Origin of the sequence: Vallitalea sp. (assembly GCF_025211055.1) — a bacterium.
In the GTDB taxonomy this organism is placed as follows: domain Bacteria; phylum Bacillota; class Clostridia; order Lachnospirales; family Vallitaleaceae; genus Vallitalea.
In genome coordinates, this window is the sequence record NZ_JAOARO010000023.1 from 1 (window position 1) to 15,569 (window position 15,569).

Consider the following 15,569-nt stretch of genomic DNA (forward strand, 5'->3'; position numbering starts at 1 on the left):
TGCAGAATCAAGAGTGAGAGACGTAGATATGGCTAAAGAAATGATGAATTTTACAAAACAAAATATCTTAATGCAAGCAGCACAATCAATGTTAGCACAAGCTAATCAGAATCCACAAGGTGTTCTTCAATTATTAAGATAGTACAATAGTACTAAAATTTTTATTATTAAAGTAGTCAGGGGATAATTCCACTGGCTATTTTAATAGCAAATAATTATTCTAAAAGGTTTAAATTAGAGGAGGTTAATTATAGTGAAAATAAGTCTTTGTATGATAGTTAAAAACGAAGAAGAAAATATAATTAATTGTTTAGATTGTGCTATGAAGGTTGTTGATGAAGCTATAGTGGTTGATACTGGTTCTACTGATAAAACAGTTGAATTATTAGATAAATATTCTACTGAGAAGACATGTGTAAAGATAATACATCATAAGTGGGAAAATGACTTTAGTAAAGCTAGAAATTTATCTATGCGATATGCTTCAGGTGATTGGATTATTATATTAGATGCTGATGAGAGACTATTTGCTGACAGAAATGAATTAGAAGGTATTATTAATAATACCATAGAACAAGCATTTATAATTCCGATATATAATTTAATGAATAATGATAACATAGAAGTGACGTCTGTTATGGTTAGGTTGTTTAAAAATAATAAACCTCATTATTCTGGAGCGATTCACGAACAGCTATATATTAATGATAAGAATTATGTTGGTGAAGTTATAGATGGTAATATATGTAAGATATACCATTATGGTTACTATAAGTCAGTATATAATAAAAAAAATAAAGAAAAAAGAAATATGAAAATTATAAAAAAACAAATAAAGATAGAGCCTAATAATCCTTTCCATTGGTATAATAAAGGGGTTATGGAGATGATAAGTGGGAACTTTGACACAGCTATTGACGATTTTCTAAAGAGTAATGAATTAACTAATAAGAGAAGGTATAGTTTTCATGATAACTTGGTATTAGAATTAATAAAGTGTATGATGGCACTTAAAAATTATAATCAGATTATAAATCTTGTGACTGAAGTATCTAAGGATATATACATAGGTAAAATACCTGATATATACTATTACTGTGGTATAGCCTATGTTAATATAGATGAACATGATTTAGCAATTGAATATTTTGATAAAGCAATTAATATTGGTGAATATGAAAAAGGTGTATCAAGATATGGTACAGGTAGTTTTCTTGCTAAGATTCAATGGGGTAAAGTACTATTGCTTCAAAATAAAAAAAGGGAATCAATTGACAAGCTGAAAGAAGCTGTTTTAGATAATAGAAATATACATAATGTTGGAATTGAAGAGTTAATTGCATTGTTAAAAGAAGAAAAAAGAGACTACGAAATAGAGAAATTAGAGCAGATAATTAATAACAAAAATACAGATGATCCGTATTTAGGTAGTGAGTTTTATAAAAATAAAGAGCATGTAAAAAATAATATAATTACTTTAGTAGAAGACAGTAAATTAGAAGAGGCTAAAGAATTAATCCTAGAATATGAAAAGATAGTCAATGATGATATAGATGTCTATTCCATTAAAGGTGTTATAGCTATGATGGAAGGTAAAATAGAAGATGCAGAGAAAATATTAAAAGAAGGACTTTCTAAAGAGGAAAATTATTTTGATTTATTATATAATCTAGCGTATCTTTATCAATACAATAAACAAAATGAATTAGCTATAGCTTATTATAAAAAATCATTGCATAATACAAATGATAAAATGAGTATAGATAAAATAAATGACAACTTAAATAGTTTATATTGAAATTAATTAAAAGTAAATAAATATATAAAGACACTACTTCGTGAAATCAAAGGAACCGGCATAAGGAGGAATATCATGAAAACAGTAATATTAGCAGGTGGTTTTGGGACGAGAATAAGCGAAGAAAGTCACTTAAAGCCTAAACCAATGATTGAGATAGGAGAAAGGCCAATTCTTTGGCACATTATGAAGATTTATAGTCATTATGGGTACAATGATTTTATTATTTGTTTAGGCTACAAAGGATATTTAATTAAAGAATTTTTTGCAGATTATTATTTACATACATCTGATATAACATTTGATTTTAAAAATGAAAATAAGATGACTATACATAATAATGTTTCAGAACCATGGAAAGTTACATTGGTTGATACTGGACTTCATACCATGACAGGTGGTAGAATAAAAAGAATTAAAAAATATGTTGAAAATGAACGATTTATGCTTACTTATGGGGATGGAGTTTCCGATATAAATATTAACGAGCTTGAAAAATACCATGATAAATCAAATGGATATCTTACAATGACAGCTATACAACCTGGGGGAAGATTTGGTGTACTTGATATTGATGATACAACAAATGGTATAAATAAATTTGTGGAAAAATCTAAGGAAGATGGGGGATGGATTAACGGTGGATTTATGGTTTTAGAACCAGAAGTGTTTGATTTTATAGAAGGAGACGAAACCATTTTTGAAAGAAGCCCATTAGAGGATTTAGCAAAACAAGGAAAACTTAATGCTTATAAACATTATGGCTTTTGGCAATGCATGGATACTCAGAGGGATAAGGGATTTTTAGAAAAATTATGGATACAGAATAGAGCTTTATGGAAAAAATGGTAGTAGTAGATTAGGAGGAGAAATAGTGTTAAATATTAGTGTAATTATGCTCACTCATAATCGTGAAGATTATGTAGCAAATGCTATAGAATCTATTATAGATCAAACGTATAGAAACTTTGAATTTATAATTGTTAACAATGGTTCTACAGATAAAAGTGGTAAAATAGTAAAGCAATTTTCTAAACATGATTCTAGAATTAAAGTTATAAATTTACCTGGTAATTGTGGAATTGGTGCAGGTAGAAATAGAGGGTTAGATCATGCAAATGGACAATATATAACTTTTATAGATGATGATGATATAGCAGAGCAAGATATGTTAGAATTTTTATATAATCTTATAATTGAAAATAAAGCAGATATATCCATTTGTGGTTCAACCAAAGAAGTTAATGGAGAAATTCTAGACAATTATGTTTTTGATGATTGTTTGATTATGAATTCGGGTGAAGCAGTTGTGGAAATGTTGAAACGTAAAAGATTTAATGTTGCGATGCCAACAAAATTGATAAAAAAAGATTTATTTGATAAGATAAAATTTTTGGAAATAGGAAATTACGATGATATTACAGTAGGGTATAAATATCTAGCAAACGCAAAAAAAATAATAGCACATGGATTACCAAAATATTGTTTTAGAAGACATCAAAGTAATAATTCTGCATTTACTACAAATGATAAGTTATTAAATCCTAGACAATTAGAAGAGTATTTTTCTGCTTTTAGAGAAAGAACAGAATATCTTTCAAAAATGTTGCCAGAAATAGCAGAGTACGCACAATATAGTGAATGGTCTTATATGATATCTATGTGTAACAAGATTTCCATAAATAATTTAACAAACTGTGAAAGACAGTTAGAGTTTATAAAAAATGAACTAACTAAAAACTATTTTAAATTTTATAATGGAAATCATACCCAAGAATTTGAAAAAGAATTAATGGAAAAATATATTAAGGTGTTATAGTATGTTTGAGAAGAATAAGATAAAATCATTATATTATAATAGGTTGTGTAAAAATATAAATAGTCAAAATGGTAAATTAATTATTTATAAAAATGCTGTGTTGGATATACATAAAACGGCCAAAATCAACCTATATAATGATTTTTATATCAATTCAAATCATTTTAAAGGTTCAAATGCTGAGAGTTATTTAAAAATGCACGAGAATTGTATATTAGATGTAAATGGAATTTTTAAACTATTTTATGGGTCAACCATTCAGATATTTAAAAATGCAAAATTGGTATTAGGGAATGGATACATAAATTCAAATTCTGTTATTGCTTGTTGCAATAATATAACAATAGGGGATGGAGCAACAATAGCTAGAGGAGTATATGTTTATGATGGGGATCATCATTTGATAATGGATAATGAAAAGAATGTTATAAATAAACCAGATGCTATAAATATAGGGAAACATGTTTGGATTTGTGTAAATTCCACGATTTTAAAAGGTGTTACTATTGGAGATGGTTCAATTATTGCTGCTGGTTCTGTTGTTACAAATGATATTCCAGCAAATTGTATTGCTGCTGGTGTTCCTGCTAAAGTAATTAAAAAAAATATTAACTGGAGATAAAATTATGTTAAATTCAATAACAGAGTATTGTACTGCTTGTGGAGCATGCAATAATATTTGTCCGAATAAATGTATAACAATGATTGCTGATGATGAAGGATTTTTATATCCGAATATAGATGAAGACCAATGCACTAACTGTAATCTTTGTAAACAAGTTTGTCCTGTACTTAATAAATCAGTATGCAAAAATGAATTATCACCTATGGTATATGCTGCTTGGTCTTTGGATAATGAAGTAAGATTTGATAGTACATCAGGTGGAATATTTACTGAACTTGCCAATTATGTGATTTTACAGGGAGGTTATGTTGTTGGTGCTAGATATAATTCATCTCATTTAGTAGAGCATTATATTATAAGTGATATGGAAGAGATTTGCTTATTAAGACAATCAAAATATGTTCAAAGTGAAATTGGATTTGTATTAAAAGATATAAAAGAACTTTTAGACAATGAAGAACTTGTTATGTTTGTAGGTACTCCATGTGAGGGTGCAGGTTTATTAAGTTTCTTAAATAAGGATTATGATAATTTACTACTATGTGATTTTATTTGTAGAGGGTCTAATTCTCCAAAGGCCTATTTAAAATATTTAGATAGTATTAAAAAGAAATATAATTCAAAGATTAAAAAGGTTTGGTTCAAAAATAAAAAAGACGGTTGGAATAAATTTTGTACAAAAATAGAATTTGAAAATGGTAGTGAATATTATGCAGATAGATATACAGATTTATATATGCGTGGTTACCTAAAATATAATTTATATATGCGTCCGTCTTGTTCAAATTGTAGTTTTAAGGGATTTCCTCGGAATTCAGATTTAACTCTTGGAGATTTTTGGGGAGTTAAATTGAATGATGAAAGCATAGATACAGATAGGGGAACATCACTTGTAATTATTAATTCACAGAAGGGGAAGAAATATTTTGAAAATATAGATGATCAAATTTTTAAACAAGAAAATGCTATTGATAAAGCAATAAGTTTTAATCAATGTGGGATTGATTCAGTTATGAAAGGTAACAAAAGAAATTATTTTTTTGAAAAAATTGATAGCATGGATTTTGAAGAATTAATGACTAGTATAATAAATACTGGTTTAGTGAAAGGATAATTATTATGAATGAAAAATTAAAATTATTACATAGTGGATTAACTATAACACAGAGGTGTAGTTTGAAATGCAAACTATGTGCAGGATATTCACCTTATTATAATCCACAACCCCATTATAGTCTTGAACTATTATCGGATATTATTGATAGATATTTTTCAATTGTTGATCATGTTGAAAAATTCACAGTAACAGGAGGAGAGCCATTAATACACGAAGATTTAGCAAGAATAATCGAGAAAATTATTGAATATAGAAATCAATTTGATAAGATCGAAATTATTACAAATGGTACAATATTTCCTAACAATGAATTGCAATCTACACTAGAAAAATATGGCAAAAAAGATGGTTGTCTAATAGTAATGGTGGATCATTATGGAGAACTATCAACTGAAGTATCTAGAATTAAAAATTATTTTGAAGACAAAAAAATTGATCATAGAATTAGAATTTATCATGGAGATAATCCACATTGTGGTGGATGGGTGAATTTTAATGATTTTTCTTTGAAATCTCATAACGAAAAAGATATTATTAAAAAATTTCGAAAATGTGGTTTACCTAAAATTAATTTTTGTTTCGCAATAAAAAATGGAGAAATGCATCCTTGTACATTTTCTCATAGAATAATGGAGCTTAATATCATTACTAGAAATAAATCTGAGTATATTGATTTATTTGATGATAATACTGTTGAACAACAAAAAAATAAGTTAAGGAATATCTTAAATCTAAAGTATTTTGGTGCATGTGCATATTGTAATGGTATGTGTGAAGATTCACAAAGGTATAAACCTGCTGAACAGTTATAAATGGAGGGATTTTAAAATGAATAAAAAGAATATTATTAGTTTGTTACATAGTAGTTTGCATGTTACGAAAAATTGCACATTAAAATGTAAATTATGTGCTTCTTTTTCTCCACACTATAAAATTCATAAACCATATACTCTTAAAGAATTGACAGATGAAATTGATATGTTTTTTAAATTAGTGGATTATGTTGAAGACTTTTCTGTTACAGGAGGAGAGCCTTTATTTTATAAATACTTATCTGAAGTTCTTGAAAAACTTATGGAATATACTGATAAAATAGGTAGAGTATTAATATTTACTAATGGAACTTTGTTTCCTACAGAAAAGCTGCAAAATATATTACTGCAAAATTCAGGTAAAATACTATTGTGGCTGGATCACTATGGAGAATTGTCTAAAGAAATTGATAATATTTTAGAGTTTTTAAATGATAATAATTTAGAATTTATAATGAAAAAATATTATGGGGAAGATGCTCATTGTGGTGGCTGGGTTGATTTTGGTAATTTTGAACAGATCGTTTTCACTCAACAAGAAATAGAAGAAAAAATGAGAAAATGTCATTATGCTAAGACTAAATTTTGTTTTGCAATACGTGATGGTTTAATTCATCCATGTGGTTACTCCAGAAGGGGGTTAGAATTAGGAAAGATTCCTGTAAAATATAATGAATATATTAATTTATATGATGACAAACTCACAATAGAGCAACAACGTGAAAAAATAATTGATATTTTAAAATGTAAAAGTCTAACCGCATGTGCATATTGTAATGGATTGTGTGAGGATTCAAAACGTTATATACCTGCTGAGCAGTTATAGTTTATGAGGTGAAAAGTGTGATTTATAGACCATTTGGTAATACAGACATTCAGTTATCTGCTCTTAGTATAGGAACAAATCGTTTTAGTCCAAATGATTTAAAGGATAATGATGGACTTGAACGAGCAGCTGAGATAGTATGTGAAGCTATTAATAATGGAGTTAATTATATTGATACATCATACATTTATTCACAAAGAAAGGCTGAGAGAATATTAAACATTGCTTTTAAGAATATAAAAAAAGAATTTCATGTCACTACTAAGGCTCGTTTTGATATGGATAAGACAGCAGATGATGTTTTGAGAAGAATTGAAAATTCACTTAAAGTGATGGGGGTGAACAAATCTACTTTTTTTTGTGTCTGGTACATAAAAAGTTATCAAGAATATGAACAAATTATGAAAAAAGGTGGATTATATGAAGGAGCAATAAAAGCTAAAAACAGGGGCCTAATTTCTCATATATGTTTTTCTACTCATGCAGTAGTACCAGATATTATTAAAATAATAAATGAAGGAGCATTTGAAGGAGTTACTATATCATACTCACTACTTAATTATAAGATTATGGACCAAATTCTTCGTGTTGCAAGGTGTAATAATATGGGTATTATTACGATGAATTCGTTAGGTGGTGGGATAATACCATCAAATAATAGATTCTTTGATTTTATAAGAATGAGCGAAAATGAAAGCGTTGTACAGGCTGCTTTGAAATTCATATATTCACATAAAGAAATTACATCCATGCTTTCTGGTATGGCAACATTAAAGGAGTTAAATGAAAATTTATCTGCTTTTAAAGGAGTAGATAAATTTGAAAATCAACGAAGTAATTATGTTAATCTAAAAATAAATAATTTAGATGGATATTGTACAGGATGTAATTATTGTACTAATTGTCCCGCTGGAATACCAATCTCCGATTTTATGCAAAGTTACAATACTTTGTTTTTTAGTAAAGAATCATCTATATGTCGTTGCAAGGATATAGAAATTGCAAAGAAAATAAATTTATTTCATAAGATTAAATTTGATTTTAATATTATACTTAATGACAATAAAAATCCATGTATCAATTGTGGAGCATGTGAAAAAAAATGTACTCAGAAACTACCAATTCAACAACGTATTTCAGAGATTTACGAGATGTCAGAGAAATGTTGTTACAATATTTCTGCAAAGAAGAAGAGAATGGAGCAACTAAAATGTAAAGATTATAAATGTATTGGATTCTATCCTGCTGGAGTTGCTACTAATAATTTTTTAAATTTATATCGTGATTTATTCGGAAAATTAGATTTCATTTTTTGTGTTTTTGACAGCAATCCATCATTGTGGGGAAAACAGGAAAATAATTATCTTATACATAATCCGGATGAAATTGACAATATAAAACCAGATTGTATCATTATTACTAATTATAACTATACAGACGAAATATTTAATGGTCTAAAACATTATACAGAATTAGGTATAGAAATAATTAAATTATATCGAAAGGACGATGTACCATGGTTAATTATGTAAATGATAAAGATGAAATGACTATGAATATAATAAAAAGACTTCAAAATCAACATTCTATCATAGTATATGGTGCTGGTAAAATGGCACAACTAATATATCCATGTCTAAAAGAATGTAATATATTAGTCGATTGTTTTGTTGTTAGTGATGGACAAAATCATAAATCAAAATTAAATGATATACCTGTATATAATATTTCGGACATTAATAATGAAAATAGGGATACTTTAATTTTAATATGTGCATCAATTATTTTTTGGGATGAAATAAAAAATACATTAAATGAAAAGGGTTACAATAATTATATATTATTAACACCTGAATTAAGAAGACAATTATTTGCTGTTTATTATGAAAAATATTTTAATGAAAAAAAAGTTGATTATTCTACAGAAATAATTAATTTTAGTAATTTTTCTATATTAAATCCTTTTTCAAGTAGTAATAATAAAAATGAATTAGCTCCTATGTTTAGCGAATTTGGAGATCTTATTCTACCTAGTATTTTTAATGATTATTCCTTGGTTATGGAAGGACCTTATGAGTATGGACAAGTAGTATTAGAGAATACTCAGGAAGGAGTAGTGTTTGATTGTGGAGCTAATATGGGATTGTTTTCTTGTTACGCAGCTACTAAAGGATATACATCATATTGTTTTGAACCAACAAAATCCTTAGGAAAAATTCTAAAGAAACATTCAAATTTAAATAATAATTTGATTATACCATGTAATTATGCCATTTCTGATAAACCAGGTAAAGTATCTTTTGGTATTAGTAATTATTCTTCGGGAGAGAATTCTTTTGTTATGCAAAATGGAGCAACAGAATTTGTGGAAGTTAATGCAATATCGGTAGATGAATTTGTTAAGATAAATAAACTAAATAGAGTAGACTTTATCAAAGCTGATATTGAAGGAGCAGAGCGACAATTAATTAGGGGAGCGGTAGAGACATTGAAGAAATTTTCACCAATGTTAGCAATTTGCACATATCATTTACCAGATGATCCACAAGTAATTGAAGATTTAATATTAAAAGCAAATCCTAATTATAAAATAGTGCACAAGTGGATGAAGTTATATGCTTATATTGAAAAGTAATATTTATAATTAAGAAAGGAAGTTGAATACCTTTGGCATGTAGTGTAACTGTTTATACTCAAGCGTATAATACTGGTAAATATATAGAACAGTGTATTAAAAGCGTATTAAAACAAAATTTTAAGGATTTTGAATATATAATAGTTGATAACGGTTCAACTGATAAAACAAAAGAAATAATTTCAGCTTATTCAAACGTAGATGATAGAATAAAAGTACTGAGATTAGAAAAAAATCAACGTGGGTTTTGGTTTGATTTAATTAAAAGTAAAGCAAAAGGTAAATATTTTACTACATTAGATAGTGATGATTATTGGGAAGAAAATTTCCTTGATGAATTATATTATCTTGCTGAAAAAAAAGATTTAGATATAGCTATTGGTGGTTCTAAGTTTTATTATATGGGTACAGATAATATAGGGTATAGAAGAATTAGCGAGGAACTGATTATAGAAGGTAGTGAATTAGCCAATCAATTTATAAAATTATATCAATTTATAAGACCAGTATGGGGGAAATTATTTAAAGTTTCTTTATTGAATTCAATTGATTATACAGATACTAAGAAATTATTTTATGGTGGAGATACATCATTTTGTATTGAATCATTAAAATATGTAAACAAAGTTGGAGTTTCACAAAAAATTTTACATAATTACAGGGTACATATGAACTCTTTGTCCTTTAATTATAATGTTAATCGTTTTAACTCTGATGTTTTTTTGTTTCATCAAGCTAAAAATTTTCTTGAATCTTTTAGTAAAATTAGCGATGAGAATTATATATTTATATATTGTGTTTACATTAATTCGATAATAGATACAATAAACGTAGCATTAGAATGTAATTTTTGTATAACTGATAAGCTCTCAGAAATACAAAAAATAATTAGTAATGAACTAACTCAGGAAATGTTCAATGTACTTCATAATATGGATCAATTGAAAATATTTAAAAGAAATATGCTTGAAATATTTTTGCAATATGGAATCCAAAATATAAATAATCAAGATATAATGGATTTAATCTACTATAATATTGGTTTGTTGAATGAAGATATTCCTATTTTCATTTTAAGAAAAGATTTATCACAACATATAAAAAATAATGATTTTATTCTATCTATAATTAACTTAGATATTAAAAAAATACTAAAGAAATCATTATCGTCATTAGATACTGCAGTATTAATGAGGATTGAATGGGAAATTCTAAAAGATTGTTTTGAAGATAACATTCTCCTAAACTGGATAGATAACAAAAACTTTGTTTTACAATATAGTGATGTAATTTCTGATATATATATTAATAATTTTCATCATGCTTTGAAAAAAATGATTAAAATATTATCTAATATAGATGATAAACCGTTTCAAGAAGAAATAGTATTTACGTGTCTTAATGTTTCAGCAATACTTGAGAACGCAGAAATTTTTATATATGCAAAAAAAATACAAACACAATTATTTATTAAAAATAGAAAAAAAGAAGATGCTTTAATGGCACTCAACGATTTATTAGAAATGAGTCCTAATGATAAAGAAATTATAAAACTTAAAGAATACATGGAGGAAAACAATGTGTAACAACTTTTTAATTTATGGTCATGGCGGTGCATATAATCATGGTGCAGAAGCTATTGTGAAATGTACTGTAAATTTAATTAAAAATAAATATCCCGAAAGTGAAATAATACTTTCTACACATTTTAAAGAACAGGATATAGAATTTGATATGCCTGTAGATGAATATTGTGAACGCGATTTTCATTATGTTTCATTAGATAAAAACACATCTCAAAAAGGATTTTATGATACTTTTATTTATAAATCTACGATTGAAAGAATCAAGACAAATACTATATGTTTATCAGTTGGTGGTGATAATTATTGTTATGATAATTGGCATAGATGGAAAACGATTCATGATATAGTAATTCAGCAAGGTGCAAAAAGTATACTGTGGAGTTGTTCAATTGAACCATCAATGATATCTAAAGAAATGGTTAATACATTAAGAACACACCATTTAATTACTGTAAGAGAAAGATTAACATATAATGCTTTGATTGAAAAAGGACTAGATAACGTAGAACTTTGTTCTGATGTTGCGTTTTTATTACATCCAAAAAAAACAAAACTTCCAGAAAACTTTATTGTAAATAATACAGTAGCAATAAATATTAGTCCACTAGTAGTACGTAGGGAATTAATAAAAGGAAGCATAGTTAAAAACATAAATACTTTGATTGAATATATAATTAATAATACAGATATGAATATTGCTCTGATTCCTCATGTAGTAATGCCAATGGATAATGATTTCTTATTATTACAAAAAATATATAATAAAATAGAACTAAAAGATAGGATATGTTTAATCTCAGATAAACTGAATGTTGCGGAATATAAATACATAATTTCTAAATGCAGATTTGGTATTTTTGCACGAACTCATGCAACAATTTCTGCTTACTCATCTAGCATACCAACGATTGCAATTGGTTATTCTGTGAAATCTAAAGGTATTGCTTTAGACTTAGGACTTGAAGATTTTGTATTACCAATAAACAACTTTTTACATAATAATAGTTTATTGTTAATGTTTAAGATGTTATTAAAAAATGAAAATAATTTAAAACAAATACTTGTTGAAAGAATAGATGCATATAATGAAAATGCCAAATGTTATGTTTTTTAAAGATATAATTATATATAAATAAGTAACATACACTATAACATTATAACTTAATTAGGTATGACGTGAATGAAATAAGTAAAAATAATCATTTATTTAATCTTTTTAAAAAGATATTAAGTTATTACATCAAACTTACGATATATTATACAGATGAGAACATTAAATAAGGAGGTTTTAAATAATGAGAATTGAATGCAATACCGCAAATATGTATAATGCAAACTCTCAAGTTGATATGCTAAAAAAGGAAGTCAGTTCATCTGTAAAAATAGAAAAAGTTAAAGATGAAATTGCTCGTGATGTATCAATAAATATTGAAAGCAAACAACAAATTGAAGAACATGAAGTAATTGAGGCCATAGAAAAAGCTAATAAACACTTCAAAGTATACGACCGAAGATTAAAATTCTCTATACATGAAAAAACAAAACAAATCATGGTTAAAGTAATTAATACAGAAGATGATTCTGTTATAAGAGAGATTCCATCTGAAAAAATATTAGATATGGTTGCAAAGTTATGGGAAATGGCTGGGATTTTTGTAGATGAGAAAAGATAAGGAGTGATTAATATGGCAGTACAATTTTCTGGTTTAGCTTCTGGACTTGATACAGATAATATTATTAAAGAACTAATGAAAGCAGAAAGAATGAAAGTTGACAAAGTAAAGAAACAGAAGACAAAACTTGAATGGAGAAAAGATATCTGGAAAGACATGAATAAGAAGCTTTATTCTTTCTTTACTAAACAAGTTCATATTTTAAGATCTAAAGGAACATTTATGAAAAAAAATGCAGTATCTTCTAATGAATCTATTATATCTGCAAAAGCTAATGCAAAAGCTACAAAAGGAACTCATACATTTACTGTAACTCAGCTTGCAAAAGGTTCATTTCTTACTGGTGATAAGTTAGACAAAGATAAAGATGGGAAGGAAATAACTAATTCAACCAAAGCAGAACAATTAGTGAATTTTACAAAAGATGAAAAAAAGACTATAGGTATAAAATTAGGAGATAAAACGGTTAATGTTGAGATAACTGCTAAAGATACCATTAATAGCATTACTAATAAAATAAAAGAGAAAGTTGGAGATATAAATGCATCATTTGATAACAATTTCAAGAGAATAATGATGTCCAGTAAAGAACAAGGAGACGGAGTGAAAATTGAGATAGTTAGTGGAGATGCTGAGTTAATTAAAAAATTAGGCTTAGAAGGTAAAGTAGGTAGTAATGGACAAAATGCTAAAATTACCTACAATGGAACACAATTAGAATCAAAGAGTAATGAAATAACTGTTAATGGCCTTACTGTAACATTAAAATCAAAAGGTGAAGCTAATATAACAGTTAATCAAGATACTAAAGCTATGTATGACAATGTAAAAGATTTTATAACAGAGTATAATAAACTTCTTGTTGAAATTAATGAAAAACTTGGTGCGGATAGAGTTGCAGGATATGAACCATTGACCCAAGAAGAAAAGAAAGCAATGTCCCAAGATGATATAAAATTATGGGAGCAAAAAATAAAAGGTTCATTATTAAGAAGAGATGATATTCTAACTAGTTTAGTTCATTCAATGAGAGGTATTGTTGGAAGTAGTATTGGTGTGGATACATCAGGGCTTGATTATCGATATTTGTCTGATTTAGGAATTGTAACAGGAGATCATAATGAAAGAGGATTGTTACATATTAATGGTGATGGAGATGATCCATTATATGCTTCTAAAACAAATAAATTAAAAGAAGCAATTGAGAAAGATCCAGAAAAAGTAGCTGCTCTATTAAACAAAATAGGTGAAAAATTATACTCAAAAATGCAGAAAAAAATGAAGTCAACAGAAATAAGTAGTGCATTTACTTTCTTTAATGACAAACAAATGGACAAACAAATAGATGATTACGAAGACAGAATAACCGTATTAGAAGATAAATTAGCTAACATAGAAAAAAGATATTACAGACAATTCACTGCTATGGAAAAAGCTATCCAAATGATGAACAACCAGAGTGCATCACTAGCATCAATGTTAGGAGGTGGGGCACAATGATAACTAATACTGGATATAACAAATACCAAAGTAACGCAATCTTAACCGCTTCCCCACAAGAAGTAACACTAATGCTATATAACGGTGCAATAAAATTCTGCAACCAAGCTATCATATCTTTAGAAAATAATGAAATGGAAAAAGCACATAATTACATTACTAGAGTAGAAGATATTATAGAAGAATTTGTTGTTACATTAGATGAAAAATATCCAGTAGCAGAAAATTTTAAAAAAATGTATGACTACATAAATGATAGGCTAGTAGAAGCTAATATAACTAAAGATAAAGAAGTATTAGAAGAAGTTTTGAGCTTACTAAGAGAGCTTCGTGATACATGGAAAGAAGCTATGAAGATTGCAAAGATTCCAAAAAATAAAGACACAACTAACGCTACAGAATAAAGGAGTGAAGTGATACTATGGATATAGCAACACTATCAACATCTTTATCACAAGGGAAAATTATGTCTCAAGTTAATATTTCACTAAGTAAGATGGGTATGGATATGGTAAAACAACAGGGGCAAGCGTTAAATCAGCTTATACAATCTGCATCACTAGAAACATCAGTCAATCCACATATAGGAGCTAATATAGATATTAGACTTTAATGAACTTGATTAACATTTACTTATAAATAAGTAGAAAAGAGGTATTTGTATGTCGGATATCAACACCTATCTTAGTATATTATTAGATTCGTTGGATAAGAAGTCGGATGTTCTGAAAAACATCTATGAAGTTACTAGAAAACAAAGTGAATACGTTAATAATAATAAATTTGATCTAGAAGAATTTAATGAGTTTATGGATGAAAAACAAAAATATATAGACGAAATAGAAATTCTAGACTCAGGTTTTCAGTCAACATTTGATAGAATATCAAAAGAGCTTGAAGGAAATGTTTACACACATAAAGACAAAATAAAATTACTTAAAAATAAAATAACTAGTGTATCTGAAATAGGTATTGATATACAAGTATTAGAAGAGAAGAATAAAGTAATAATAGAAGAACATTTCAATAATAAAAAAAGAGAAATAAAAACTTTTAAAAAGAGTAAGAAAACAGCAACAAACTATTATAAGAACATGAATAACTCTTTTAAAGATAAATCTTACTTCTTAGATCAAAAAAAGTAAAATAAGTCGAGGAGTATTGAAATTATTACTATA

The 15,569-nt window shown here is 27.2% G+C and carries 17 protein-coding genes; all 17 read left to right on the forward strand.

Annotated features, from left to right (window positions below; genetic code table 11):
* A partial coding sequence (locus tag N4A55_RS16910; RefSeq protein WP_293754101.1) for a flagellin occupies window positions 1-142 on the forward strand: 142 nt, incomplete at its 5' end.
* Between the two features lie 111 nt (window positions 143-253).
* Window positions 254-1,798: a tetratricopeptide repeat-containing glycosyltransferase family 2 protein gene (locus tag N4A55_RS02930; RefSeq protein WP_293753998.1), complete on the forward strand. Its 1,545-nt coding sequence runs from the start codon at window positions 254-256 to the stop codon at window positions 1,796-1,798.
* A gap of 75 nt (window positions 1,799-1,873) precedes the next feature.
* Window positions 1,874-2,650: a glucose-1-phosphate cytidylyltransferase gene (gene rfbF / locus N4A55_RS02935; RefSeq protein WP_293754000.1), complete on the forward strand. Its 777-nt coding sequence runs from the start codon at window positions 1,874-1,876 to the stop codon at window positions 2,648-2,650.
* Between the two features lie 22 nt (window positions 2,651-2,672).
* Complete coding sequence (locus tag N4A55_RS02940) at window positions 2,673-3,617, forward strand: glycosyltransferase family 2 protein (RefSeq protein ID WP_293754002.1); 945 nt, start codon at window positions 2,673-2,675, stop codon at window positions 3,615-3,617.
* A gap of 1 nt (window position 3,618) precedes the next feature.
* Window positions 3,619-4,239: an acyltransferase gene (locus N4A55_RS02945; RefSeq protein ID WP_293754004.1), complete on the forward strand. Its 621-nt coding sequence runs from the start codon at window positions 3,619-3,621 to the stop codon at window positions 4,237-4,239.
* A 4-nt stretch (window positions 4,240-4,243) separates the two neighbouring features.
* Window positions 4,244-5,356: a Coenzyme F420 hydrogenase/dehydrogenase, beta subunit C-terminal domain gene (locus N4A55_RS02950; RefSeq protein WP_293754006.1), complete on the forward strand. Its 1,113-nt coding sequence runs from the start codon at window positions 4,244-4,246 to the stop codon at window positions 5,354-5,356.
* 5 nt (window positions 5,357-5,361) lie between these two features.
* The gene (locus N4A55_RS02955; RefSeq protein WP_293754008.1) at window positions 5,362-6,171 is read left to right on the forward strand and encodes a radical SAM protein; all 810 of its coding nucleotides are present in this window, start codon (window positions 5,362-5,364) and stop codon (window positions 6,169-6,171) included.
* Between the two features lie 16 nt (window positions 6,172-6,187).
* Window positions 6,188-6,997: a radical SAM protein gene (locus N4A55_RS02960; RefSeq protein ID WP_293754010.1), complete on the forward strand. Its 810-nt coding sequence runs from the start codon at window positions 6,188-6,190 to the stop codon at window positions 6,995-6,997.
* Between the two features lie 17 nt (window positions 6,998-7,014).
* The gene (locus N4A55_RS02965; protein ID WP_293754011.1) at window positions 7,015-8,529 is read left to right on the forward strand and encodes an aldo/keto reductase; all 1,515 of its coding nucleotides are present in this window, start codon (window positions 7,015-7,017) and stop codon (window positions 8,527-8,529) included.
* Window positions 8,514-9,632: an FkbM family methyltransferase gene (locus N4A55_RS02970; RefSeq protein ID WP_293754012.1), complete on the forward strand. Its 1,119-nt coding sequence runs from the start codon at window positions 8,514-8,516 to the stop codon at window positions 9,630-9,632. Before N4A55_RS02965 ends, N4A55_RS02970 begins: the two co-directional genes overlap by 16 nt.
* A gap of 32 nt (window positions 9,633-9,664) precedes the next feature.
* Window positions 9,665-11,218, forward strand: coding sequence for a glycosyltransferase family 2 protein (locus N4A55_RS02975; protein ID WP_293754014.1), 1,554 nt, complete (start codon window positions 9,665-9,667; stop codon window positions 11,216-11,218).
* Complete coding sequence (locus N4A55_RS02980; protein WP_293754016.1) at window positions 11,211-12,332, forward strand: polysaccharide pyruvyl transferase family protein; 1,122 nt, start codon at window positions 11,211-11,213, stop codon at window positions 12,330-12,332. The genes N4A55_RS02975 and N4A55_RS02980 overlap by 8 nt, the downstream gene beginning before the upstream one ends.
* A 181-nt stretch (window positions 12,333-12,513) precedes the next feature.
* Entirely contained in the window at window positions 12,514-12,891 is a 378-nt protein-coding gene (locus tag N4A55_RS02985; RefSeq protein ID WP_293754017.1) for a flagellar protein FlaG, read from the forward strand.
* Window positions 12,892-12,903: 12 nt separating this feature from the next.
* Window positions 12,904-14,391 (forward strand): flagellar filament capping protein FliD, encoded by a 1,488-nt coding sequence (fliD, locus tag N4A55_RS02990; RefSeq protein ID WP_293754019.1) that lies wholly within the window; start codon window positions 12,904-12,906, stop codon window positions 14,389-14,391.
* Window positions 14,388-14,795 carry a flagellar export chaperone FliS gene (gene fliS, locus N4A55_RS02995; RefSeq protein ID WP_293754021.1) on the forward strand — a complete coding sequence of 136 codons (408 nt, stop codon included), beginning with the start codon at window positions 14,388-14,390 and terminating at the stop codon, window positions 14,793-14,795. Before fliD ends, fliS begins: the two co-directional genes overlap by 4 nt.
* 17 nt (window positions 14,796-14,812) lie before the next feature.
* Window positions 14,813-15,004, forward strand: coding sequence for a YjfB family protein (locus N4A55_RS03000; RefSeq protein WP_293754022.1), 192 nt, complete (start codon window positions 14,813-14,815; stop codon window positions 15,002-15,004).
* A gap of 49 nt (window positions 15,005-15,053) precedes the next feature.
* A complete protein-coding gene (flgN, locus tag N4A55_RS03005) occupies window positions 15,054-15,536 on the forward strand; it encodes a flagellar export chaperone FlgN (RefSeq protein WP_293754024.1) in 483 nt (160 codons plus the stop codon).
* Window positions 15,537-15,569 lie beyond the last annotated feature (33 nt).